This window comes from Leuconostoc inhae, from assembly GCF_019656015.1.
Lineage (GTDB): Bacteria > Bacillota > Bacilli > Lactobacillales > Lactobacillaceae > Leuconostoc > Leuconostoc inhae_A.
In genome coordinates this window covers 294,123-318,663 of record NZ_BPKW01000001.1, presented here as the reverse complement: position 1 = coordinate 318,663, position 24,541 = coordinate 294,123, and the positions used below count along the sequence as shown (strand labels likewise).

Here is a 24,541-nt window from a genome sequence, read left to right as displayed (position 1 = left end):
ACTATTTATCTGTCTGTTGGTGTGCTATATCAACCAAAATACGCATTTTTTCTAAATTTTTAATACCCGCTATTTCATCACCACTAGAAATATCAACCCAATCTGGTTGTACTTGATTGATGGCGTCTTGTAAATTGTGTGTGGTCAACCCTCCCGCCAACATCAAAACGTTCTGGCGCAAAGGCTTTGGCGGTACAATACGCCAATCAAATGTTTTCCCAGATCCACCACCATTATCTAACAGCACATAATTTGCTGATGTTTTGATCAATGCTTGTTGTGGCTTAACCACTTGAATCACAGGGACATTCTTTTCACGTAATAATGCCACTTCTAATTCTGACTCATCACCATGTAGCTGTACACCTTGTATGAGCCCATTATCAAAAAAAGTGAGCATGTCCATCACATTTTGATTAATGAATACACCATATAAGGGAATGTTATCATCTAATCGTTGACGTATTGCCAACGCTGTTGCTAAATTCACTGTTCTACGGTGTCCAGGTGCAAAAATAATGCCTGCCATGTCAGGCTGTACTTTATTTAAAAAATCAGCGTCTTCAACACGAAAGTTACCACAAAGTTTAATTTTAGTCATATTCGTTTATCGTCCTAACAAAGTTTTAATCATTTCTATTTTATCGTTACTCTTCATGAAAGTTTCACCGACTAAAATACCATCCACTTGTATATTTTCCAACAATACAACATCAGCACGTGTTTTAATGCCCGACTCAGAAATAACAAGTATATCTTTAGGTATCATGCCTCGCAAACGTTTAGTGTTGTTAAAATCAACTGAAAAATCTTTCAAATTACGATTGTTAATACCAATAATTCGTGCCTTCGCTATGATAGCGCGTTGTATTTCTTTTTCATTATGTGCTTCCACAATTGCTGACAGGCCTAATTCATCTGCTAATTTTAGATAGCGACGTAATTGCTCATCTTCTAAAATTGCCACAATTAATAAAATGACTGTAGCACCAGCCACTATTGCTTCATAAATCATATAGTCGTCAATGATAAAATCTTTTCTTAATATTGGCGTTTTAGCGGTCTGCGCAACTGCTTTCAAAATAGAAATTGACCCTTTAAAGTGTTTTTCCTCTGTCAAAACACTAATCAAATCAACATTCGCCTCGTCGTATGCATGTGCAATTTTAAGATAATCAAATTGCTCCTGCGGAATAATTTGCCCCTTTGATGGTGACGCTTGTTTGATTTCTGCAATCACGGAAATTGATTGTTGACGCAGTTTTTTTTCAAAACTGAAATCTTTTTGAATAACTAATTCGCGCACTTTTGTCTTTAAAATAGACAAAGGTATCTCTACTTGCCTATGTCTCATATTTTCTTGTGTTGCTTGTACCAAATCATCTAAAATCATGCGCTACCCACCTTTGTTGCTTGTTGTAATCGTATTAAATGTTGATAGGCTTTGCCATTTTCTAAAACACCACGTGCCAATGTAATACTTTGTTGCAAATCATCGCAAACATTTGCAGCAAATAACGCCATCGCTGCATTCAAAATAACCACATTTTTCTTCGCACCGTCTAATTGGCCACTCAAAATTTCTTGTGTTATTTTAGCATTTTCGATCGGCGTACCGCCTAATAACTCCTCTGGTAAAACATAATCAAATCCATACACTGTTGGATCAAACTCTGACTCAATAATTTGTTGACGACGTAAAATTACTATGTCAGTTTTATCTGTCAATGTCACCTCATCTAAACCGTCTTTTCCGTGAATTAAAATAGCATTTTCAACGCCTAATTCTATTAACACATGCGCCAATGGCACTAGCAATTGCTTTGAGTAAACACCCAACAACATGCTTTTTGGTCGCATTGGATTGATCAAGGGACCTAAAACGTTAAAAACTGTGCGAATACCTAAATTTTTACGAATTGGACCGACAGTTTTCATTGCTGGATGAAAAGATCGCGCAAATAAAAAAGTTTGACCCGTTTCATGTAAAACTTGAGAAGCTTGATTTGGAGACAACGAAATTGTGACGCCCAAAGCCTCTAGTACATCAGCTGTTCCTGATTTTGAACTGGCAGCACGATTGCCATGCTTAGCAACAGGCACACCAGCCGCTGCTACGATAAAGCTAGCTGTTGTGGAAATATTGAATGTATTCGACATGTCACCACCAGTACCAACAATATCCATTGCATTAAATTCTGGTGCGATATTAACTGCTTGATTTAGCATCGCTTTTGCTGATCCAACAATTTCTGCAATTGATTCACTTTTTGAGGTTAATCCCATTAAGTAGGCTGCAATTTGAGGCTCTGATATATCACCAGCCATAATGTCATTCATCACATTTTCTGCCATGTCAGCGGATAAGTCTTGACGAGATGATAATAGCTTTAATGCAGTTTTAATATCACTCATGAATATCAACTCCTTTATAACGTGCAATTGCAGCAACATCTTTGTCGCCACGACCACTTAAATTAACCATAATTTGCTGATTTGATTGCATAGTTGGTGCTAGCTTCATAGCATAAGCTACTGCATGAGAACTTTCAATTGCAGCTATAATACCTTCTGTACGGGCAATATACTCGAATGCAGAAACTGCTTCATCATCAGTAATTGGCACGTATTGCGCACGATCAATATCTGCTAAGTAAGCGTGTTCTGGTCCAATACCTGGATAATCAAGACCCGCTGAAATGCTATACACTGGATCAATTTGTCCATCTGATGACTGTAAAAATTTTGATTTCATGCTATGAAAAATACCATCTGATCCATTAGCAATGGTTGCAGCTGTTTGAGATGTATGGATTCCTTTCCCCGCTGCTTCAACGCCAATTAATTTAACTTGATTATCATCAACAAATTTACTAAATGCACCAATTGCATTTGACCCACCACCAACTGCAGCGATGACAGCATCTGGTAACTGACCAGTTTGTTCTAAAAACTGTTGTCGTGCTTCCTCACTAATGATTGACTGAAAATACTTAACCATTTCAGGGAAAGGATACGGTCCAACAGCCGAACCTAAGACGTAAAATGTATCGTCAATGCGCTTAGTCCAATCCTGAAAAGTCGCATTCACCGCATCTTTTAACACTTGCGTTCCGGTTTCAACAATATTAACTTTAGCACCGAGTAATTTCATACGATAGACATTCAGTGCTTGTCGGTCAGTATCTTCTTTGCCCATAAAAATTTCGGCTTCCATACCAAACAATGCGGCAACAGTTGCAGTGGCGACCCCATGTTGTCCAGCACCAGTTTCAGCAATTAATCGGGTTTTGCCCATTTTTTTAGCAATTAATGCCTGCCCTAAAACATTGTTAATTTTATGTGCGCCTGTATGATTCAAATCTTCACGTTTAAAATATATTTGTGCACCGCCAAGATCTTTTGACATATTTTTTGCATGATACAATAGTGATGGTCTATTAGCATAGTTATCAAATAAATTTTTTAATTCTGCTTTAAAAATTGGGTCCTCTTTATAGTGATTAAATGCCTCAGCAACCGCGTTAACAGCGGGCATCAATAATTCAGGAATAAATTGGCCACCATACTCACCATAATAACCTTTTTTTGACGTTGTCATCTTATTGTTCATGTTTTTCTCCTTATACAATCGTTTGAAGAGCAAATAAAAAACCGTCCTGAAAATATTTGCTCATTGCAATATTTTCAGGACGGTTTCCCGCGGTGCCACCTGATTTTAAACTATTTAACCACATCAAAAAGAATGATTTAATAGCTTACTCCTCCATAGTCTGCCAACACAGACCTGACAACTGACGTATGTCTCACGTTCACACCTACTCACAAAATTGTTTTCAGCTGACCCTCGATGATCCATTTGCCAATCTGCTTTCGATCCAGCTCTCAGTATCTTGGATTCCCTGTGCGCGCACGATTGGTTTGATCTTCATCTCATTGGTTTAATTAGACGATTAAATTGTTAACACTATATTAAAACTTAAAGAGTATTTTGTCAACACATTTCAATAATTTTTTAAGACATAAACATAATTAGAAAAAATTCAAGCTATAAGTCCCGTTGAATGTGTCACCTGCTGCCAAAACGTTCACACCAAATTTTTCTTTGAAATTGCCAGTTGAATCAACCGTATCAGCAATTCCCCACCACGGCTCTAATGCAATAAATGGCGCTTCTTTTCCAGCTGGCGTCCAAATACCCAAAAATTGTGCATTATCTAACGTCATGCGTAATCCGTGTTGATTCGCTAAACGTGCAAGTAAAAATGACGTTTTTTGACGATTCAACTTTAAAATAATTGCATCATCATGATAGTCTTCTTGACGTAACCGTAACGGAATATTTGCATTAAAGGGTGTCGGTGCGTTTGGATTTGAGTAAGGACCTGTCAAGCGCACACGATCATAAAGTTTTTCCGGCTCAATTGAAACATAATAATCTGAAAATTTACCACCATCAAGTGGTAAATTAAATGCTGGATGGCCGCCAACACTGAAAAATAATGATTCTTCTGTATCAGTATTATGAACAATATATGCAATTTTAAGATCATTATTATCAGTCAAATCATAACGAATATCCAACTGAAATTTAAATGGATAAACACGCATTGTTGAATCCGTATCATGAATTCGGAAAAGAACATGCGTATCATTATGTTCAACCACATCAAAAACTGTGTTTCGCGCAAAACCATGTTGATTCATAAAATAGGTTTCACCCGCTACTTTGTACTGGTCACCACGTAAACGTCCCACAATAGGGAACAAATTAGAGGCATGACGCCCCCAATATTTTGGATCACCAACCCAAATATATTCCAGTTCGGCTTGTTTGTGCCAAACGCTAGTTAATTCAGCACCTTCTTCGTTAATCATCACTTTTAAGTTTTTATTTTCTAGTTTAATCATAATACCTATATTCTACCAAATTTTAAGAGATAAATGTAATTAATGTTAAGCGTTTACAGCTTTTTTTTTGCACGAGGGAAAAAATTTTGATAATTTTTTTGTAAACTTTCTCGTGTAACATGTGTATACATTTGTGTTGTCGATAAATTAACATGCCCTAATAACTCTTGTACCGTGCGCATGTCGGCACCATTATTAAGCAAATGCGTTGCAAATGTATGGCGCAACATATGTGGATGAATTTTACCAGTTAATGTTGAACGTTTCATTAGTTCATTTAAAATATAAGTAATCCCCGCAGTTGTTATTGGCTCACCGCGATGATTAACAAACACAAAATCATGTGGTACTTGTTTTGTTAATAATTTTGGCCGTGATTCTTTTAAATATTGTGATAAGGCTTGTGCTGCAAAATGACCAAATGGTACATACCTGTCCTTATTACCCTTACCATGAATTAAAACTAGCCGCTGAGAGAAATCTAATTGTGCCGTCGTCAAACTGGCAATTTCTGCCACACGCGCACCTGTAGCATATAAAAACTCTAGTATAGCTGCATTTCTTTGCCACAACACATCTTCGTGATTATATGCAACATCGAATAATGTTGTCATTTCTGTTTCGTAAAAAAATTCGGGCAGATGATTTTCATGTTTTCGAAGAGCCACATTATCAAATGGATTGTCAATCACAAATTGATTGGTAATCATAAATTGATAAAACATACGTAAACTACTGATTTTTCTAGAAATAGTTGTTCGCGCTAATTGCCGTTCATATAAATCGTTTAAATAGACTCTGACATCTAATGTTTGTACTGATTTAAAATTAGTAAACCCGCCATTTTGCCTTAAAAACATCACAAATTCGTCAATATCAGATGAATATGCTTTCAAAGTTAATGGCGAATATTGTCGTTCAGACGCTATATAAACTTGATACAATTGTTGTTCTCGTGTTTGCATAATTCTATTATACGCGCTATCCACGCGTTTCAAAAATTAAGAAGCCTTTAATTTAGTTACAATCATTCAAACATGCCCAAATGATGTTTCTTTTTCGATATAATTAGGATTAGAAATAGTTTGATTAAAATTTCAATTTAATCACAGAGGAGACTCCTTATGAAAATTCCTGTCCAAACACCATTAGAAAAATTACATCAAAATGTTTTATTTTTTAAAAATAAAACATTAAATGCGATTAACATTTTTCGTCAGAATATTTTGACTAATCGTGATGCTTACCATACCAAGCAAACACCATTGAAATTATCTGACACAAGAGAAATTGCAATTGTTCCATACGAATCAAATGCGAAAGTTGTGGACTCAAACAGTTTTGCGTATGCACTTGAATCTGCTATGACAGAAAGCAATAGTGAGTCACAGGCATCATCAAAGATGCGTAATCATATGATATCTTTTTTACATCATCCCGCTCGTGTTTTAGCAACGATAGTCATTATCGTTTTAATTATCTATATTGCTATTATGGCTGGCCAATCTAATTCAACGAATCAACAACCAATAGAACAAACACCACAAAAATCAAACTAATTCATGCAAATAAAAGCGACCTTATCTGATCGATAAGGTCGCTTTTATTAAATTAAACATGGATTATGATAAATATTTTCAATTTTTAAATGAGTGAATAGGTGCTGGAATATGACCACCCCGATTAATGAACGCCGCACTTGATTTCTCAACCACGGGCATCACCGGTGCAGTACCTAATAAGCCACCATAATCAATCATATCACCAACTTTAGCGCCATTAGTTGGTAAAATTCGTACAGCTGTTGTTTTATTATTTTGTACACCAATTGCCGCTTCGTCAGCGATCATTGCCGCAATAGTTGTTGCATCAGTTTCACCAGGAATGGCAATCATATCTAACCCAACGGAACACACAGCTGTCATTGCTTCAAGTTTTGCTAACGATAGTACCCCTGCCTTAACAGCATCAATCATACCAGCATCTTCAGAGACAGGAATAAAGGCACCAGATAGCCCACCAACACGTTGTGATGCCATGACACCACCTTTTTTAACAGCATCATTTAGTAACATTAATGCTGCTGTTGTGCCATGTGTGCCAACCATTTCAAGGCCAATTTCTTCCAATACTTCCGCAACTGAATCACCACGCGCTGGTGTAGGCGCTAAACTCAAATCAACTATCCCAAATTCCACGCCCAAACGTTCAGCAGCTAATGCACCAACCATTTGGCCAACACGTGTAATTTTAAATGCTGTTTTCTTAACGGTTTCAGCAACAACCTGGATTGATTCGCCCTTAACCTTTTCAATGGCGCGTTTCACAACACCAGGTCCAGAAACACCAACATTAATAACAACGTCAGCTTCACTCACACCATGAAACGCACCAGCCATGAATGGGTTATCTTCTACCGCATTAGCAAAAACAACCATTTTTGCGTTCGCAGTATCTGACTTATTAGTTATCGCTTTAATTGTCTCACCCATTAGTTTGATAGCATCTAAGTTAATGCCAGCCTTTGTCGACCCAATATTAACACTTGACATAACCAAATCTGTTTCTGTTAATACGCGTGGCAATGACTTAATCAAAGCAAGATCACCATTGGCAAATCCTTTTTGAACTAATGCGGAATAGCCACCAATAAAATCCACTCCCACAGCCTTAGCAGCGTCATCTAAAGCATGCGCGTAATACAACATTTCATCAGGCGTTGCTTTCCCAGCAATCAAAGCAATCGGCGTGACACTAATACGTTTGTTTGCAATCGGAATACCAAATTCACGCTCAATTTGCTGTGTTACTTTCACCAGATTTTTTGCATAAGTTGTAATTTTTTGATAGATATTTTTTGCAGTTTCTTGTGGTGTGCCAGCTATGGTATCGAGCAAAGAAATACCCATTGTAACAGTTCGAATGTCTAAATGCTCTTCTGCGACCATATTAATGGTTTCAGTGATTTGAGTGGTTTCCATAATTTCTCCCAATTTTTGTTTGTGTAACTAGGCTGCTATGATTCTTGATATTAATCAAACACGACTCATTGCATCAAAAATTTCTTCTCGTTGTGTATGAATTTCAACAGTTAGCTGCTTGCCCAGTAGATTTAAATCATCTTGAAGTTTATTAAATTCTTCATCAAGTAGTGCTAAATTAACTAGCATACTCATTGTGAAAATATCAGACATAATTGTCTGTGACACGTCTAAAATATTAATGTTATGGTCCGATAATGTTTTAGAAACGCCGGCTATAATTCCGGGTTTATCTTTTCCTATCACTGTTACAACTGCTTTAGCCATTTTTTTCCTCTTTAAAAGTTATTTAAATAATTATACAGTATTTATTTGTTCAATGCCATATTTTTAAAATGTTCAACTATATACACGTTCACCATCATGCCAGCCTAAAAATTGGAATAATTTGCCACTTTTAACAGCATCTGAACTGACATTGATATGAGAATCATACAATTGCGATTTAAACATAGCTTCATACTGATCGACAGATACAAGTTGTCGTTTTGACAGCAATGCTTGTGTCATTTTAGCCGGGACATAATTTTCAAAACCCTGTTGAAGCGTCACAGAATAAAGTTCAGCCTCTGCACCTGACCCATAACTAAAAATAGCTAATTTATCACCAGATTTTAAATCAGTAGCGTAACTTAGTAGTGACAAGAGACTCAAATAAACCGAACCGGTGTAAAGATTACCAACTTCTCGATTAAATTTTTGACTGGCTTTCAAATTACGTGTTAATTTCTGCTGATGTGCTGGTGTTGCTTCATTTATGATTTGATCAAGTGCTTTCTTTCCCATTTTTGTATAGGGTAGATGAAACGCAAATCCTGCAAAATCATTTAATTGATGCTTTGTTTTTAACTGGTATCGTTGCCATAATGTCAAAAACATTTCTTTATAAATATCGGTTGATAAGTGTCCGTCAACAAGTGCCTCTTGGCGATCAGTTGGGCGCCAAAAATCAGAAACGTTGCGACTCATATAAACAGAATCAGTATTAATGCTAATAATTTTAGGTGTCTCTGACACTATCATCGCAATCGCACCAGCGCCCTGTGTTACTTCGCCTGGTGTTGATAAACCATAACGGGCAATATCTGATGCAACAACCAATACTCGTTTTCCAGGATGCATTGCAACGTAATCACGTGCCTGCATCAAGCCATAAGTACCGGCGTAACAGGCTTGTTTTAATTCAATAGTACGCACAAATTCTGATAATTCCAGTAACTTTTGCATATAAAGCGCGCTTGATTTTGAATTATCGATACCAGATTCTGTCGCAAAAATAATAAGATCTATTTTTTCACGGTCATCATCCGTTATTATTTTTATCGCTGCATTAGCACCCATTGTAACGACATCTTCAAAGTTAGGCACAACAGTCTGTCGATTCTGACCAATACCTATTGTATATTTATCTGGTTCATCACCACGTGCTTTTGCTAATGTGATAAGATCTAACACATAATTTGGCGTGTAAAATGCTATTTTATCAATACCTATTGTCATTTATAATTCCTCTGAAATTATTATACCATGCAAAAAAGCGCCACTAGACGCTTTTTGTATCGCATTATTAGTAAAGCGCCTCAACCTTTTCTTGTGTGCTTTCAGTTGAAATAAATTCATCATAAGATGTATCCACACGATCAACAATACCTTTGGCAGAGACCTCGATAACATGATTTGCCGTTGTTGCTAAGAATTCATGATCATGCGAAGTCATAATGATCCCACCCTTAAAATTAACAACAGCATCATTTAAAGATTGAATAGATTCCAAATCTAAATGATTTGTTGGATCATCCATTAATAAAACATTGGCTTTAAGTAACATCATTTTAGCCAGTGTTATACGTACTTTTTCACCACCCGATAAAACTTTAATTGCCTTAAGTGAATCATCACCACGGAATAATAATTGTCCCAGCATACCACGAAGACTTGTATTATCTTTTTGTTCTTCCTCTGCAAAATCGCGTAACCAATCTAAAATAGTTACATCTTGATTTTCAAAGTTATCATTTAAATCTTTCGCAATGTATGATTGTGTTGTTGTCACACCCCAATTAACAGTACCTGTATCAGGTACCATTGTCCCAGCAATAATTTGCATTAATGTTGTCGTTGCCAAATCAGAACGTGATAGAATAGCAATTTTATCACCAGGGCGACCAATAAACGAAATATTATCTAACACTTTTTCGCCATCGATTGTTTTGGAAATATTTTCCAAGCGAATCATGTCATTTCCCATTTCACGGTTAAGCGGAAAATTAATAAACGGGTACTTACGTGATGAAGGTTTAATGTCATCAAGTGTAATTTTATCTAATTGCTTTTTACGTGCTGTAGCTTGCTTAGACTTTGACGCGTTCGCTGAAAAACGTGCAACGAATTCTTGTAATTGTTTAATTTGTTCTTCTTTTTTAGAGTTCTGTTGCGAGGCTAAACGTTGCGCTAATTCTGAAGATTCGCGCCAAAAATCATAATTACCAACGAATGGTGTAATTTTACCAAAATCAACATCCAAAATATTTGTCGACACCGCATTCAAAAAATGACGATCATGCGATACAACAATTACTAGGTTAGGAAAATCCGCTAAGAAATCTTCTAACCAATTAATCGTTTGAACATCTAAACCGTTTGTTGGTTCATCTAATACCAAAATATCGGGATTACCAAATAACGCTTGTGCTAACAAAACTTTAACTTTGTCGTTTTCTGTTAATTCTCCCATTGAAGTATTGTGCATTGTATCCGAAATACCCAATTTACTTAATAACTGTCCAGCTTCAACTTCAGCGTTCCAACCATCAAGTTCTTCAAATTCTGCGCCTAAATCGGCAACGCGAACACCATCTTCATCATTGAAATCAGGCTTGGCGTAGATGGCATCCATTTCAGTTTTAACTTCATATAATCTTTTATGCCCTTGAACAACAGTATCTAGTACTGTAAAATCATCAAAAGCAAAATGGTCTTGCTGTAATGATGATAATCGCTCCCCATCACCAATAGTAATTGTACCTTCAGTTGGTAATAGTTCACCTTGCAATAATTTTAAAAACGTCGATTTTCCGGCACCATTGGCACCAATAATGCCATACGTATTTCCTGGTATCAACTTTAAAGAAACATCCTGATATAATTTAGGTCCAGCAAAGCTGAAACTCATTTCTGATACTGTGATCAATTTTTTTCCTCCAATTAAATATGTTTATACGAACATATCGGTAAAATACCTTATATAACTATACCAGAAAAAGCGCGAAATTTCGCGCTTTTCCACAATACTGACAATCTATTTGGTAAAAGTAGACCGCTCATTTAAGACTTGAACCCACCATCAACCGGTAGTGAATAATCCTTTTCAGTAGCAGAAGTCAGCCCCTGAAAACCATTCTCCACTGGAATAAGATTTTCATCAGGGTCATCACGTGTATCACCAAAAAATGTAAATAAACTAAGCACAATATAGAGCAAACTAAAATAGAAGCCATATTGCGTAGCCACAATGTTTAACCAAAATGTTGAAACACCAGAAAAAATCGCTGGTACAAGTAAAATTAGCAATGGTGAGTAGCCATGTTTTCGAATAGCATAACCACCATATAATGTGAAACTGCCATTAATAACAAGATACAACCAAATGACTTGATGAATTTCACGAAAGCCCAATTGTTTCGCTAGAAGAGGTAAAACAAAGCCCAATAAAATTGCAATCAACCACTGATAACCGTAAAATTTGTTAAATGCTTTTTTCATATTTGACCACCTTTTAATTAAAAAAACAATGCTTAATTATGTAATATTTATTATAAACTATTCATTTAACTCACGCAAGACACTAATGGCTGACAGTGCATATAAAGGCGCTGTTTCTGCCCGTAAAATTCTTGGTCCTAATCCAGCTGGCTGATAGTCATAATGAACCAGCTCTTCAATTTCTAAACTTGTCAACCCACCCTCTGGACCAAAAATAAGATTCACATCTGTATTTATAGGCATCTCATTAATTGATTTAACCAAGGTTGAAATTTCACCAGTACGAGCAGACTCTTCCCAAGCTACCAAACCAATTTGTTTTGGTAAATCAAGCACATTTTGCCAAGTTAAAAATTTAATTTCTGGAATTAATAACCGATGTGACTGTTCAGCAGCAGCTTGCGCAATTTTTTGTAATCGCACCGCCTTTTTAGCTTGCTGCTTTTTCCAGTCAACCACAGTACGTGACATTTCCACAAATATAATTCGATTTACACCCAACTCAGTTGCCTTTTGTACAAGCCACTCGGAACGATCATTTTTGAGTGGTGATACAATAATTGTGACATCTATTGGTAATTCAACATTAGTTTCTAGTCGTTTCTTAATTGTTAATGTGATTTTCGTTTCATCAATAGCTATAACTTCACCAATGACAACTTTCAAATCAGCACTAACAAATTCTGCTTGTGAACCGACCCTTGCACGCAATACTTTGCCAAAATGATTAAAAACATCTTGATCTCTCGTCAACGTTATATGGTCACTTTTAATTAAACTTTTCAAAAAGTAGCGTTGCATGATTATTTTTCCTTAATTTGTGTAATATAACTATGCCACTTACCCATTTGGGATTTTTGAATAATGTCATATCCATTAGTACGTAATTGTTCTTCAATATGCGGTGCAATAGCATCATAAATACCCGACACTAAAAAATAACCTTTTGGTTTTAAACGAGAACGCGTCTGTGGAATTAGTCTTTCAATAACATCTGCCAAAATATTTGCCACAATCAAATCAACTGGTTGTGTATCAACATTTAATAGTAAATCACTTGTCACAACTTTTATATCTGCCGCAATCGGATTTAACATCAAGTTTTCTTTCGCAACTTTTACAGATATATCATCAATATCTGTCGCCAAAACAGAGCTAACACCTAACAGTTTCGCTGCAACCGCTAAAACACCAGAGCCTGTCCCAACATCAATCATTGATTCACCACCACGCACAACTGCTTCCAATGCTTGCATCATAAGTCGTGTTGTCTCATGAGTTCCTGTGCCAAAGGTTAATTGCGGATCCATAATAATTGGCATCTCGTCTGACTGTTGTGGCTTAAATGTTTCCCAGGATGGTACGACTGTCAAATGTCGCGTAATTCGCTGAGTATGATAATATTTTTTCCAGTTATTTTCCCAATCTGACTGAGATACATCGCTCAAATTTATCGTTGCCGGTGATGGGTCTACTGATACTTTTGGTAATAATTTAAGTCGTGATTTGATTGTAGAAAGGATATTTGGTAATTGGTCATTGTTTTCATAATAAGCAATGACTGATATCCCATTTGTTTCATCAATTTGAACGCCATCAGCACCAACAGATATTAATAGGTCACATACGACCTCAACTGCCTCACTATTAGTATCAACTCTTACCGCTTGCCAATTCATAGTGATTCCTCATCATGTAAAATAACAACTTTTCCCATCATATGCCCACTTTCAACATCCTGAGTAGCTTGTTTAATATTGTCTACGTTAAGCCCTTTATAAGTTTTAGTGAGTGTGGATTGAATCACATTATTGTCTAATAATTCAGCTATTTTGTTTAATGCATCACCTTGACTAGACATGTTAACGCCGTAATTACCCTTTGCAAACATAAATACCCAGTTGAACTGCGCACCAATATTTTTTAGTGGACCAATATCAACTGGCCCACTAGTTTCCACAATCGACGCAATGCGACCGAATGGTTTAATGGCGGCTAATGCTAGTGCCCAGTATTTATTGGTGTCTTGTAACATAGCAATATAGTCGACTTTTTCATATTTTATTTGAACTAACTGTTCATGTAAATCTTGATGATAATCTAAAATATAATCGGCACCAAGAGATTTTACCCATGTGACAGATTCTGGACGTGATGCCGTTGTAATGACTGTTAAGCCTAAATATTTTGCTAATTGAATTAAAGTTGACCCAACACCACCAGCACCATTTAAAATAAAAATACTTTTACCAATTCCCGCATTTTCAGTTACCTCTAAACTAAAAGATTGTAGAATTTCAACTGCAGTAATTGCTGTTAAAGGCATCGCAGCAGTTTCGGCTACACTTAGCTTAACTGGGGCATATCCTACAAGCGATTCATTGACGACTTGATATTGCGCATTAGCACCTTGGTTTATTTGCACACCTGCATAATATACTAAATCACCAATTTCAAATTTTGAAACGTCTTTACCCACCGCAACTACTTCACCAGTCGCGTCAAATCCAAGAATACGAAATTGCCCATCTTCTTTATACGTATGACGCATTTTTGTATCAACAGGATTAATAGCACTGGCAAAAACTTTGACTAATAACTCATAATTATCAGGTGTAGGTTGCAAAATATTTTTTTCAATAAAAACATTTGGCTGGTCAATCGTTAGGGCGTGTTCGAAACCAATGGCACGCATTTTATGACCGCCAAATGGCCAATATTTTTTTATTTTTTCAAATAATGACATACTCGTCTCCTTATAGTGTATCTTAAAATACTGTTTTCAACATTGCTTTTGACATGAATTAATTTCATTACGCTGCTTGAAAACAGTTCATTTAAATCACGGGATAGGATTAATTTCCACGTGCGTACTGCGTGTCATCATCTGTTTTTAATACTGCCATGAAAGCTTCTTGGGGCACCTCAACTGTACCAACTGACTTCATGCGCGCTTTACCACGTTTTTGTTTATCTAGTAATTTGGCACGGCGATCTGGATCGCCTGTATGGATTTTTGATGTCACGTCTTTACGGTAAGCTTTTATATTAGTACGCGCCAAAATTTTTGCACCAATGGCTGCCTGTACTGGAATTTCAAAATTTTGCCGTGGAATAATTTCTTTCAGTTTTGATGTAATAACACGGCCACGTTCTGCAGCAAAATCACGGTGAACAATAAAGCTTAATGCATCAACTTTTTCAGAATTTAATAATATATCAATTTTCACTAGATCAGATTGACGATAACCAAAAATTTCATAATCTAAAGATGCATACCCTCGTGTGCTTGATTTTAGTTTATCAAAGAAATCAAAAATTATTTCTGATAAAGGAATTTTGTACTTCACGTTCACACGTGTTTCATCTAAATATTCCATCGTATCAAAATCACCTCGTTTGCGTTGTGCAAGTTCCATCACAGCACCGACATAGTCATTTGGTACCATAATTTGAGCATCAACATAAGGCTCTTCAATATATTTAATTTTTGAAACATCAGGCATTTCAGACGGATTTTCAATTTCAATGAGTTCGTCATCATTTGTCATCACATGATATGTAACAGAAGGTGCAGTGGTTACCAAATCCAAGTCAAACTCGCGTTCCAAACGTTCTTGAACGACATCCATGTGCAATAAACCAAGGAAACCAACACGATAACCAAATCCTAGGGCTTGTGATGTTTCAGGTTCAAATGTTAGTGCGGCATCATTAAGTTGTAACTTTTCTAGTGCATCACGTAAATCTTTATACTTAGCATTATCAGATGGATATAGTCCAGAATAAACCATAGGTGTCATAGGTTTATAACCAGATAATGGTTCACTAGCTGGATTCGTAACAGAAGTTATTGTATCACCAGAATGTGTTGTATGAATATCTTTGATTGCTGCTGTTAAGTAACCGACATCACCAGCCATTAAATAATCACGTTTTTGAGCACTTGGTGACATCACACCAACCTCATTGACTTCATATTCTGCGCCAGTATTCATCATTCTAATCTTGTCACCTGGCTTAACTATGCCTTCACGTACTCGCATATTAACCACAACGCCACGATAGGCATCATACGCTGAATCAAAAATCAGCGCGCGTAATGGTGCTGTTAGATCGCCTGTCGGGGCAGGTAAATCAACCACAATTTTTTCTAATAATTCAGGAATGCCTATGCCTTTTTTAGCTGAAGCTAATACTGCGTCCGATGCGTCAATACCAATCAAGTCTTCAATTTCTGCACGAACTTTTTCTGCATCAGCAGCAGGCAAATCAATTTTATTGATAACTGGCAAAATTTCTAGATCATTGTCTAATGCCAAATAAACATTGGCAAGTGTCTGTGCTTCTACACCTTGAGCTGCATCAACAACTAATATAGCCCCTTCAGCAGCAGCAAGCGCGCGCGATACTTCATAAGAGAAATCAACATGTCCTGGTGTATCGATTAAATGAAAAATGTAGGTTTCACCATCGTTTGCATCGTAATGCACTTCGACTGCGTTTAATTTAATTGTAATGCCACGTTCACGCTCTAAGTCCATAGTGTCAAGCAATTGATTTTGCATATCACGCTCAGCTACTGTGTGTGTCTGCTCTAAAATACGATCTGCAATCGTCGATTTCCCATGATCGATATGTGCCACAATTGAAAAATTGCGGATATGTCTTTGTCGTTCTTTAAGTTGTTCTAAGTTAATTTCTGTCATTTTTTTATCACGCAAGGTATGCGTATACTTTCAATTTTTCTATCTAATCTATTTTATCATGAATAGACAGAAAAAACGTGAGCCGAACCACTTCTGGTACTGCAACACGCATTATTGTTTGAAATAATTTAATTAACGGATATAATCACTATTTTAAGTCTGGTAATCATAGTAACGATTTGTAGTTTTCTAAAATTAATCTAAGCAACAGTTAGCACTATTATTCAATTTTGTTCATGTCATCGATTAGTTTCATAGTCCAAAATTACTTAATGACAATTTTTTCTAGGTCACCCATTCCAGAAATAATTTTATCAATCATGTGTAATTGTATATAACGGTTATTTTTAATCACTTCATCATCAGCGTTCACCATTGTCGCATCAAAGTAAGCTGCAATTGGGTTTTGTAGTTCAGCCAAGACTTTATACACTGCTTCTCCACCCTGTAATTCTATTGTTTTCAAATCAATCTCTTTGGTTGCCATAAAGAGTGTTTGTTCGGTTTGATTTTCAAACAGGCTTTCATCAACATAACCTTGTGCTGATTGCTTCATGGCCAAACGTGAAACTCGAGTTAATGCTTCAATAATGTCACGGAAGTTATCATCACTAGCATGATTGGCAAGTGTTTGCGTACGATCCGCAATATACACAACATCCCCATCAGGTGTCAGAGCTGTTCCCGCAGCGACAATATCTGGACGGACATCACCATCCAAAGCTAGCTTACGAACACGATCTAACATAAAGGTCATAATTGCAGTTACATCAGCTTTTTCAGTAACTTTACCATTAGATTTCACAAATTCAATCAACAATGGTTGCAAAGCAATATGCCACTGTTTACTTTGAAGCGTCCTTACCACACCGTTTGCTGCACGTCGCAAACCGTAGGGATCATTTGATCCAGAAGGAATAAGATCAGCTGAAAAGAAGGTAACAATAGCATCTAATTTATCAGCTATTGCTAGCACTGCCCCAACTGCAGTGCTAGCAATATTTCCGTTAGCAGAAGTTGGCATATAATGTTCTCTTATGGCACTGGCTACTGCGCTATTTTCACCAAATAACTTAGCATAATGTTCACCCATAATGCCTTGTAATTCATCAAATTCACCGACCATACCAGTCATCAAATCAAACTTGTATATTTCAGATGCACGTGCCAAATCAACTTTCTGCGCATCATCAAAGTGCAATTTATCGGCCAAACTAGCAGCCAATTGCCCAACACGCTGCATATGTTCGTAAACTGTCCCAATCTTTTCATGGAACACCAATTTTTTAACCTTGGTCATGCTTTCATCAATTGATTTTTGTTGATCTTCTTGATAGAAAAACTCGGCATCCTCTAATCGCGCAACTAATACTTTCTCATTTCCTGCAATGACATTATCAAGATGTTCAGAATTGCCATTACGGACTGATAGAAAGTTTGGTAACAACTCATTTGATTGATTTGTGACATAGAAAAAGCGTTGATGTTCACGCATTGATGTCATTAGCACTTCATTTGGTAGTTCTAGGTATTTATTGTCAAAGCTCCCAGAAAATGCCGTCGGCCATTCAACAATATTGTTAACCTCCTCTAACAAATCTTGCGCTGCATCTGAGGCCAAATCTAATAGCCAATTATTTTGATGCGCTATATTTTCAAGTTGTGACTGTATGATTGCCTTACGTGCTTCTGCATTTGCAATAACATAGGCTGCCTTTAGAGTCTCCGAATATGATTCTGCGTCAGCAATTGTGACATGCTCATTTGACAAAAAGCGATGTCCACGCGTCACACGTCCTGTTTGAACTTCTAAAATATTAAAATCAATCACTACATCATCAAGTAAAGCAACAAGCCATCTAATTGGTCGCACATACAAAAAGGCATTGTTAGCCCACTTCATATAGGTTGTAAATTTCATTTGTGCAACAACTTCTTCACCAATATTAGCTAAGATAGTGTCTGCTGGTATACCTGCCGTATGTTTAGTTAGCCACACATAGCCATCATGTTCTTCAAAGTTTTCTGGTGTCATACCTTGACCTCGAGCAAACCCTTGAGCTGCTTTTGACCACTCACCATTATCATTTTTTGCACGTTCAATTGATGGTCCGCGTTTTTCTTCTGATAATGCCTCTGATTGAGATGCCACATCAATTAACGCTACAGCTAATCGACGCGGTGTTGAATAAGGTTGAATATGGCCTACTGATAAACGATGATCAGACAAGAATTTTGTTGTGCGCGCAATTAACTGCGCTTCAGAACTCGTTACCAAATGTGCCGGAATTTCTTCCAAGCCAATTTCTAGTAAAAATGTTGACATAGTTAATTTTCCTCCTTTAGTGCATATTTACCGTTTGCACCTAAATATTTTTCACGTAAATCATCATCTTTTAATAATGGAAAGCCAAGATTTGAACGAGCTTCAATAAATACCTTTGATACACGGCGTGCCATAGTGCGAATACGATGCAAATAACCTGCACGTTCTGTCACTGAAACCGTGCCACGTGCATCCAATAAGTTAAACGTATGTGACGATTTTAAAATATAATCATATGCTGGGTGAACCAATCCTAATGCCAATAAACGCGTTGCTTCCGCTTCAAATTCATCAAAATGTCTCAACAACATTGCTTGGTCAGATTCTTCAAACGCATATTTTGAATGTTCATATTCAGGTTCTTTAAAAATATCACCATAAAGTACGCCATTTCCCCATTCAAGATCATATACTGTCGGAACATCTTGAATATAAGATGCCAATCGTTCTAAACCATAAGTTACCTCAGCTGTAACAGAGTCTACCTCAATGCCCCCTACCTGTTGAAAATAAGTGAACTGCGTGACTTCCATACCGTCTAACCAAACTTCCCAACCAATACCTGCTGCACCCATTGATGGATTTTCCCAGTTATCTTCAACAAAACGTATATCATGTTCTAATGGTTTAATTCCCAAGGCTTCAAGCGAGCCTAAATACAATTCTTGAATGTTTGATGGAGATGGTTTCATAACAACTTGAAATTGGTGATGTTGAAATAAACGATTTGGATTATCACCATAGCGACCGTCAGCAGGACGACGTGATGGCTGAACATATGCTGCATGCCAAGGCTCAGGACCGTTTGCACGCAAGAATGTATAAGGTGATTGCGTTCCAGCACCAACCTCATTGTCGTATGCTTGCATTAAGTTTGCACCTTGCTTAGCCCAGTATTGTTGCAGTGTTAAAATAATATCTTGTAACGATAATTTGCTGTTTGTCATTTTTCTTTCCTTTTAACTATTTTTTACATTATGTCATTAAAGTTTACTAGCAAAAAAGCCAATTGCAGCAATCAAAACTGGAAATCCTAAGCTTAGTAAATTACCAATAATAAATTTATCAATGGCAATACCTTGCACATCACTATCCAATTTAGACAATTCACCCCATCGCGCAAATCCTTTGATAGCGACAATCATACTCATCGCACCAACATTACCTAATGCAATCAATAACATCGCAAATGTACGTTCTATATTACCGATGAGTTGACCATGTATAAACGGATCAGCTTTTTTGCCAGTTACAGGTTGCCATTTTTTTTGACCAATTTTGCTCAAAACGACACTAACAAGCACCCCATAGAGATAGCTTAGTGCTAACCACCCAACAACTTTAAATGCCATAACTATTAATTCTTGCTTCATTTATTTTCCTCAAATACTGCTAATTGGTGATTAACAGCTTGCACATCTGACTTAGTAATCAACATACGCGCACGGTTTTCAATTTGCTTAAGTGTATCTGTCTCTTTAAATCCACTATTTTTTATAGCAATTAATTTTGGCAAATCATCACGCCAATTCTCAGAATGCTTTAACATTGAATAAATTAAACGTTTCTTATCTGTATTAAGTTCGAACTCATAAACCAACAAGAGAGTGTGTTCAACAACGGCCATATTTTCATAATTATTAGCTATTTTCAATAAAATAGGTGCTTTTTTAAAATTAGTTTGAATCCCTAATTTTTTATTACGTTGTTTAGTTGAATTTAATTTCAACGCTGGCATCACTACATTTCGAGCCAATACTACGGCTGAACCATTTACCAACGCTTCATCATTCGTATTATTCAAATCTGTATCAATATTGCCAATACCAACAGCCATATATAATTGCAAATTCATAGCTTCCATGATTAAATAAGTCGTCAATGACTGATAAATTTTAACAATGTCATCACGTGTATTAACAGACTGAATCGCACCAGAAATCGCGTCGCCATTGTGTATTTGAAATGGCATTATTACTAATTCTTTAGTCAGTTCGTTTAAATAATTTGTTACATTGATGATCTGCTTTATCAGCACATTGTTATCTTTAACCAGTCGTGAATTAACCACATCTAATTCAAAATATATTGTCTGTTTTTTTTTCATACTTGAATTATAACACAAAAAGATATATATTTATATATCTTAACATAAAAGATATATAAATATATATCTTAAACGTATTTTTATGAGTGACTTACTTGTATATTTTTACATAAAAACCACATAATTTTAAAAAATATTGTATGCCACTTTTCCTTTCCGGCACTAAAAAAACCGCCCATAACTCGTTCCAATGCCAAAATAATTGACATCAGGACGCTTACACGCGGTTCCACCTGATTTCCGGAAAAAATTTCCGACACTTGAGTTGTTTACACACTCCATCATCGCCACATGACATCCTAGTGAGTAAACTGAATATATTCATTATGCACTGCAACTATTAAAACGTCAAGTATTTCAAATTATTTATAAGTCGCTGTGCTATGTTATGGCCACCGAATTCATTATTATATTTAATAATGACGGTCTAATACATTATGTCACATACTGAAAATGTTAAAACATTTTTAAATTGTTAACAACTCTTTTTCTTTTTCGGTTGCAATAACGTCAATTGCCTTGATATTTTCATCTGTTAACTTTTGAACATCATCTTCTGCATTGCGGACATCATCTTCAGGTAACTCTTTGTCCTTTTTAACATTGTCCATCGCATCACGACGAACATTACGAATAGATACCTTTGCTTTTTCAGCTTCAGCCTTCACTTGCTTAGCTAGATCTTTACGACCTTCTTCTGTCATTTGAGGAATTGCCAGACGGACAATATTGCCATCTGAAGCCGGATTTAGTCCTAGATCAGACATGTTAATCGCACGAACAATTTCTTCTAAAGCTGACTTATCAAATGGTGTAATCAATAAAAGACGTGCCTCAGGCACAGATATAGAAGCAACCTGCTTTAAAGGTGTCATAGCCCCATAATATTCTACTTCAATACGATCTAAAATATGCGGATTAGCACGCCCTGTACGTATACTTCCCAATTCACGTTTTAAAGCATCTTGAGCACCTTGCATACGTGTTTTAGCGTCTGTTAAGTTAAATACCATTTTTTCCTCCTGTAACTGTTGTCCCGATATTTTCGCCCAATACAACACGTTTTAAATTACCTGGTGTATTTAAGTTAAATACGACGAGTGGCATATTATTATCCATCGATAGTGAACTCGCTGTTGAGTCCATAACTTTCAATCCTTTTTGCAAAATATCCAAATGTGTTAGCTCAGTATACTTAACAGCATTTGCATTTTTATTAGGATCCGAATCATAGATACCGTCAACACCATTTTTACCCATCAAAATAGCATCTGCATTAATTTCATTTGCTCGCAACGCAGCTGTTGTATCTGTTGAAAAATAAGGTGATCCTGTCCCAGCTGCAAAAATAACAATTCTGCCTTTTTCCAAATGTCGAATAGCACGACCACGAATATAGGGTTCAGCAATTTGTTGCATTGTAATGGCTGTTTGAACACGTGTGTCAACGCCAGCGCGTTCCAGTGCATCTTGCAACACGAGAGCGTTCATTGTTGTCCCAAGCATGCCTGTGTAATCTGCACGCGACCGTTCCATACCAACTTTTGAAGCCGGTTCACCACGCCATAAATTACCACCACCAACAACAATTGCAATTTGTGTCCCTAAGTCATGGACTTCTTTTAAATCTTGTGCAATTTCAGAAACTGTCTCAAGATCAATGCCTTGACTGTTTTCTCCAGCCAACGCTTCACCAGAAAGTTTCATCAAAACACGTTTATATTTCATACCCGTCATGATTTACCTCATTTCTATGCTAATCAATTATACCAAAAATATATCGCAAAAAAAGTACGTTATGATGATATAACGCACTTTTAATATTTATTACCCTAATTGTTTAGCAACTTCTTCAGCCAAATCAGTCACTTTCTTTTCAATGCCATCACCAACTTGGTAACGTACAAATGATTTTACAGAACCATTCTGTGATGCAATAAACTGCGCAACAGTTTGATCACCATTCTTAACAAATGCTTGATCCAACAATGAAATTTCAGCCAAGAACTTTTTAATACGTCCTTCGACCATCTTTTCTTTGATATTATCAGGCTTACCAGCTAAGTCTTCAGAGGCAAGTTGAACAGCTTTTTCTCGCGCAACAACTTCAGTTGGTACTTCGTCATCTGAAACATATTGTGGTGCAATTGCTGCAACATGCATTGCGATGTCTTTAGCTGCTGATTCTGAGGCACCCTCAACGACAACTAATGAAGAAATTGAACCAGCCAAATGAGAATAGGCCCCAAAGTTTTCAGAATCAGATTTTTCAACAACGGCAAATCGGCGCAAAGTAATTTTTTCACCGGTAATTTGTGTTGTACCAATAATCTTATCATTCAAAGTTTGCCCAGCTTCTACTTCCAAAGCTAGTGCTGCTTCAACATCTGCAGGCGCAAATTCAACGATTGTATTTGCAACAGCCTTTAATAAGTCGTTAAACTCAGCGTTTCCAGCAACGAAGTCAGTTTCTGAGTTCAATTCGATAATAGCTGCTTTGTTACCATCAACAGCAACGTAAGTCATGCCTTCTGCAGCAACACGGTCACCTTTTTTAGCAGCCTTAGCCATACCCTTTTCACGAAGCAAATCAATTGCTTTTTCTAGGTCACCATCAGCTTCAACCAAAGCCTTCTTTGCATCCATCATACCAACAGATGTCTTATCACGTAATTCTTTTACTTGTGCAGCAGTAATTGCCATTATATTGCTCCTCTAAAAATATTTATGTTTTTATTATAACATGCTTTTTACACGTTTCGGACAAATAAAAATGCCAATCCGCATCCCAAACAGGTCCGCAGGAACGGCATTTGTCATTCAAATATTAATTATTGCCTTCTTCAACGATATTAGTGATTTCTTCAATTGATTCTGTATTTTCATCTCCAGCTACAAAAGCATCTTCAGGAGCTGAATCTTGCCCTTGACGACCTTCAATAATAGCATCAGCCATCTTAGCAGTAATCAAACGAACTGCACGAATAGCATCATCATTAGCAGGGATCTTAACATCAATAACTTCAGGGTTAGCGTTTGTGTCAATCATAGCCACAACGGGAATGTTTAACATATTTGCTTCTTTAACAGCTATTTCTTCTTTTTTAGGATCAACTACAAATAATACATCTGGTAAACCAGGCATATCTTTAACACCACCCAAGAACTTATCTAACTTTTCACGTTGCTTGTTTAACAAAACAACTTCTTTTTTAGGTAATTGTTCGAAAGTACCATCTTCAGCCATAGCTTCCAAATCCTTCAAACGTTGGATACGTGTCTTAATTGTATTCCAGTTAGTTAACGTACCACCCAACCAGCGATGGTTGATGAAATATTGACCAGCACGTGTTGCTTCTTCAGCAATAGCGTCTGATGCTTGCTTTTTTGTACCAACAAACAAGAAGTTGGCATCATCTGTTGATGCATTACGAACAAAGTTATATGCTTCATCAACAAGTTTAACTGTTTTTTGTAAATCGATGATATGAATACCATTACGTTCTGTAAATATATATTCATCCATTTTTGGGTCCCAACGACGTGTTTGGTGCCCAAAGTGTACTCCTGCTTCGAGGAGTTCTTTCATTGAAATAACTGCCATGATATGGTCTCCTAGGTTTTTCCGCCGACAAATTCGACATTCACAATGACATTTCTGCACCTATGTGAACTTGTTTGCCGT

The 24,541-nt window shown here is 36.7% G+C and carries 24 protein-coding genes; 1 reads left to right on the top strand and 23 read right to left on the bottom strand.

The annotated features are described in order from the left end of the window. Nucleotide 1: 1 nt before the first annotated feature. The 6 genes from K5Q14_RS01550 to xerC form a co-directional block, all read right to left on the bottom strand. Nucleotides 2–601, bottom strand: a complete 600-nt coding sequence (locus K5Q14_RS01550; protein WP_220734069.1) for a phosphoribosylanthranilate isomerase — start codon at nucleotides 599–601, stop codon at nucleotides 2–4. 6 nt (nucleotides 602–607) lie between these two features. Next, complete coding sequence (gene trpC, locus K5Q14_RS01545) at nucleotides 608–1,393, bottom strand: indole-3-glycerol phosphate synthase TrpC (protein ID WP_220734068.1); 786 nt, start codon at nucleotides 1,391–1,393, stop codon at nucleotides 608–610. Then, nucleotides 1,390–2,415: an anthranilate phosphoribosyltransferase gene (gene trpD / locus K5Q14_RS01540; RefSeq protein ID WP_220734067.1), complete on the bottom strand. Its 1,026-nt coding sequence runs from the start codon at nucleotides 2,413–2,415 to the stop codon at nucleotides 1,390–1,392. The genes trpC and trpD overlap by 4 nt, the downstream gene beginning before the upstream one ends. After that, on the bottom strand, nucleotides 2,408–3,613 hold the full coding sequence (gene trpB / locus K5Q14_RS01535; protein WP_220734066.1) for a tryptophan synthase subunit beta: 1,206 nt from the start codon (nucleotides 3,611–3,613) through the stop codon (nucleotides 2,408–2,410). Before trpB ends, trpD begins: the two co-directional genes overlap by 8 nt. Before the next feature lie 419 nt (nucleotides 3,614–4,032). After that, complete coding sequence (locus tag K5Q14_RS01530) at nucleotides 4,033–4,911, bottom strand: aldose 1-epimerase family protein (RefSeq protein WP_220734065.1); 879 nt, start codon at nucleotides 4,909–4,911, stop codon at nucleotides 4,033–4,035. A gap of 53 nt (nucleotides 4,912–4,964) precedes the next feature. Then, the gene (xerC, locus tag K5Q14_RS01525) at nucleotides 4,965–5,876 is read right to left on the bottom strand and encodes a tyrosine recombinase XerC (RefSeq protein ID WP_220734064.1); all 912 of its coding nucleotides are present in this window, start codon (nucleotides 5,874–5,876) and stop codon (nucleotides 4,965–4,967) included. Nucleotides 5,877–6,035: 159 nt separating this feature from the next. Here xerC and K5Q14_RS01520 point away from each other — a divergent pair, with 159 nt between their 5' ends. Beyond that, entirely contained in the window at nucleotides 6,036–6,470 is a 435-nt protein-coding gene (locus K5Q14_RS01520) for a hypothetical protein (protein ID WP_220734063.1), read from the top strand. A gap of 78 nt (nucleotides 6,471–6,548) precedes the next feature. Here K5Q14_RS01520 and K5Q14_RS01515 read toward each other — a convergent pair whose 3' ends face one another. The 17 genes from K5Q14_RS01515 to rpsB form a co-directional block, all read right to left on the bottom strand. After that, the gene (locus K5Q14_RS01515) at nucleotides 6,549–7,892 is read right to left on the bottom strand and encodes a PFL family protein (RefSeq protein WP_220734062.1); all 1,344 of its coding nucleotides are present in this window, start codon (nucleotides 7,890–7,892) and stop codon (nucleotides 6,549–6,551) included. A 54-nt stretch (nucleotides 7,893–7,946) separates the two neighbouring features. Then, nucleotides 7,947–8,219 (bottom strand): ACT domain-containing protein, encoded by a 273-nt coding sequence (locus K5Q14_RS01510; protein WP_220734061.1) that lies wholly within the window; start codon nucleotides 8,217–8,219, stop codon nucleotides 7,947–7,949. 72 nt (nucleotides 8,220–8,291) lie between these two features. Further along, a complete protein-coding gene (locus K5Q14_RS01505; protein WP_220734060.1) occupies nucleotides 8,292–9,452 on the bottom strand; it encodes a hydroxymethylglutaryl-CoA synthase in 1,161 nt (386 codons plus the stop codon). A gap of 67 nt (nucleotides 9,453–9,519) precedes the next feature. Further along, nucleotides 9,520–11,142, bottom strand: coding sequence for an ABC-F family ATP-binding cassette domain-containing protein (locus tag K5Q14_RS01500; RefSeq protein WP_220734059.1), 1,623 nt, complete (start codon nucleotides 11,140–11,142; stop codon nucleotides 9,520–9,522). Between the two features lie 134 nt (nucleotides 11,143–11,276). Then, nucleotides 11,277–11,714: a hypothetical protein gene (locus K5Q14_RS01495; RefSeq protein ID WP_220734058.1), complete on the bottom strand. Its 438-nt coding sequence runs from the start codon at nucleotides 11,712–11,714 to the stop codon at nucleotides 11,277–11,279. A gap of 57 nt (nucleotides 11,715–11,771) precedes the next feature. Then, entirely contained in the window at nucleotides 11,772–12,515 is a 744-nt protein-coding gene (locus tag K5Q14_RS01490) for an RsmE family RNA methyltransferase (RefSeq protein ID WP_220734057.1), read from the bottom strand. Between the two features lie 2 nt (nucleotides 12,516–12,517). Next, a complete protein-coding gene (prmA, locus tag K5Q14_RS01485) occupies nucleotides 12,518–13,393 on the bottom strand; it encodes a 50S ribosomal protein L11 methyltransferase (RefSeq protein ID WP_220734056.1) in 876 nt (291 codons plus the stop codon). Next, nucleotides 13,390–14,460, bottom strand: coding sequence for a zinc-binding alcohol dehydrogenase family protein (locus K5Q14_RS01480; protein ID WP_220734055.1), 1,071 nt, complete (start codon nucleotides 14,458–14,460; stop codon nucleotides 13,390–13,392). Before K5Q14_RS01480 ends, prmA begins: the two co-directional genes overlap by 4 nt. A gap of 109 nt (nucleotides 14,461–14,569) precedes the next feature. Then, nucleotides 14,570–16,423, bottom strand: a complete 1,854-nt coding sequence (lepA, locus tag K5Q14_RS01475; protein ID WP_281419670.1) for a translation elongation factor 4 — start codon at nucleotides 16,421–16,423, stop codon at nucleotides 14,570–14,572. A gap of 265 nt (nucleotides 16,424–16,688) precedes the next feature. Then, nucleotides 16,689–18,749, bottom strand: coding sequence for a glycine--tRNA ligase subunit beta (gene glyS / locus K5Q14_RS01470; RefSeq protein WP_220734054.1), 2,061 nt, complete (start codon nucleotides 18,747–18,749; stop codon nucleotides 16,689–16,691). A gap of 2 nt (nucleotides 18,750–18,751) precedes the next feature. Continuing rightward, nucleotides 18,752–19,696, bottom strand: a complete 945-nt coding sequence (glyQ, locus tag K5Q14_RS01465; protein WP_220734053.1) for a glycine--tRNA ligase subunit alpha — start codon at nucleotides 19,694–19,696, stop codon at nucleotides 18,752–18,754. A gap of 36 nt (nucleotides 19,697–19,732) precedes the next feature. Beyond that, the gene (locus K5Q14_RS01460) at nucleotides 19,733–20,122 is read right to left on the bottom strand and encodes a hypothetical protein (RefSeq protein ID WP_220734052.1); all 390 of its coding nucleotides are present in this window, start codon (nucleotides 20,120–20,122) and stop codon (nucleotides 19,733–19,735) included. After that, nucleotides 20,119–20,856, bottom strand: a complete 738-nt coding sequence (locus tag K5Q14_RS01455; RefSeq protein ID WP_220734051.1) for a hypothetical protein — start codon at nucleotides 20,854–20,856, stop codon at nucleotides 20,119–20,121. Before K5Q14_RS01455 ends, K5Q14_RS01460 begins: the two co-directional genes overlap by 4 nt. A gap of 467 nt (nucleotides 20,857–21,323) precedes the next feature. Next, nucleotides 21,324–21,869 (bottom strand): ribosome recycling factor, encoded by a 546-nt coding sequence (frr, locus tag K5Q14_RS01450; RefSeq protein WP_220734050.1) that lies wholly within the window; start codon nucleotides 21,867–21,869, stop codon nucleotides 21,324–21,326. Further along, nucleotides 21,859–22,593 carry a UMP kinase gene (gene pyrH, locus K5Q14_RS01445; RefSeq protein ID WP_220734049.1) on the bottom strand — a complete coding sequence of 245 codons (735 nt, stop codon included), beginning with the start codon at nucleotides 22,591–22,593 and terminating at the stop codon, nucleotides 21,859–21,861. The genes frr and pyrH overlap by 11 nt, the downstream gene beginning before the upstream one ends. Before the next feature lie 90 nt (nucleotides 22,594–22,683). Further along, entirely contained in the window at nucleotides 22,684–23,559 is an 876-nt protein-coding gene (gene tsf, locus K5Q14_RS01440; RefSeq protein WP_220734048.1) for a translation elongation factor Ts, read from the bottom strand. Between the two features lie 124 nt (nucleotides 23,560–23,683). Continuing rightward, nucleotides 23,684–24,460, bottom strand: coding sequence for a 30S ribosomal protein S2 (gene rpsB, locus K5Q14_RS01435; RefSeq protein ID WP_220734047.1), 777 nt, complete (start codon nucleotides 24,458–24,460; stop codon nucleotides 23,684–23,686). Nucleotides 24,461–24,541 lie beyond the last annotated feature (81 nt).

Bases quoted from the DNA above. Each gene is read 5' to 3' on its own strand.
- K5Q14_RS01550 (WP_220734069.1), bottom strand. From the start codon at position 601: ATGACTAAAATTAAACTTTGTGGTAACTTTCGTGTTGAAGACGCTGAT.
- trpC (WP_220734068.1), bottom strand. From the start codon at position 1,393: ATGATTTTAGATGATTTGGTACAAGCAACACAAGAAAATATGAGACAT.
- trpD (WP_220734067.1), bottom strand. From the start codon at position 2,415: ATGAGTGATATTAAAACTGCATTAAAGCTATTATCATCTCGTCAAGAC.
- trpB (WP_220734066.1), bottom strand. From the start codon at position 3,613: ATGAACAATAAGATGACAACGTCAAAAAAAGGTTATTATGGTGAGTAT.
- K5Q14_RS01530 (WP_220734065.1), bottom strand. From the start codon at position 4,911: ATGATTAAACTAGAAAATAAAAACTTAAAAGTGATGATTAACGAAGAA.
- xerC (WP_220734064.1), bottom strand. From the start codon at position 5,876: ATGCAAACACGAGAACAACAATTGTATCAAGTTTATATAGCGTCTGAA.
- K5Q14_RS01520 (WP_220734063.1), top strand. From the start codon at position 6,036: ATGAAAATTCCTGTCCAAACACCATTAGAAAAATTACATCAAAATGTT.
- K5Q14_RS01515 (WP_220734062.1), bottom strand. From the start codon at position 7,892: ATGGAAACCACTCAAATCACTGAAACCATTAATATGGTCGCAGAAGAG.
- K5Q14_RS01510 (WP_220734061.1), bottom strand. From the start codon at position 8,219: ATGGCTAAAGCAGTTGTAACAGTGATAGGAAAAGATAAACCCGGAATT.
- K5Q14_RS01505 (WP_220734060.1), bottom strand. From the start codon at position 9,452: ATGACAATAGGTATTGATAAAATAGCATTTTACACGCCAAATTATGTG.
- K5Q14_RS01495 (WP_220734058.1), bottom strand. From the start codon at position 11,714: ATGAAAAAAGCATTTAACAAATTTTACGGTTATCAGTGGTTGATTGCA.
- K5Q14_RS01490 (WP_220734057.1), bottom strand. From the start codon at position 12,515: ATGCAACGCTACTTTTTGAAAAGTTTAATTAAAAGTGACCATATAACG.
- prmA (WP_220734056.1), bottom strand. From the start codon at position 13,393: ATGAATTGGCAAGCGGTAAGAGTTGATACTAATAGTGAGGCAGTTGAG.
- K5Q14_RS01480 (WP_220734055.1), bottom strand. From the start codon at position 14,460: ATGTCATTATTTGAAAAAATAAAAAAATATTGGCCATTTGGCGGTCAT.
- lepA (WP_281419670.1), bottom strand. From the start codon at position 16,423: ATGACAGAAATTAACTTAGAACAACTTAAAGAACGACAAAGACATATC.
- glyS (WP_220734054.1), bottom strand. From the start codon at position 18,749: ATGTCAACATTTTTACTAGAAATTGGCTTGGAAGAAATTCCGGCACAT.
- glyQ (WP_220734053.1), bottom strand. From the start codon at position 19,696: ATGACAAACAGCAAATTATCGTTACAAGATATTATTTTAACACTGCAA.
- K5Q14_RS01460 (WP_220734052.1), bottom strand. From the start codon at position 20,122: ATGAAGCAAGAATTAATAGTTATGGCATTTAAAGTTGTTGGGTGGTTA.
- K5Q14_RS01455 (WP_220734051.1), bottom strand. From the start codon at position 20,856: ATGAAAAAAAAACAGACAATATATTTTGAATTAGATGTGGTTAATTCA.
- frr (WP_220734050.1), bottom strand. From the start codon at position 21,869: ATGGTATTTAACTTAACAGACGCTAAAACACGTATGCAAGGTGCTCAA.
- pyrH (WP_220734049.1), bottom strand. From the start codon at position 22,593: ATGACGGGTATGAAATATAAACGTGTTTTGATGAAACTTTCTGGTGAA.
- tsf (WP_220734048.1), bottom strand. From the start codon at position 23,559: ATGGCAATTACTGCTGCACAAGTAAAAGAATTACGTGATAAGACATCT.
- rpsB (WP_220734047.1), bottom strand. From the start codon at position 24,460: ATGGCAGTTATTTCAATGAAAGAACTCCTCGAAGCAGGAGTACACTTT.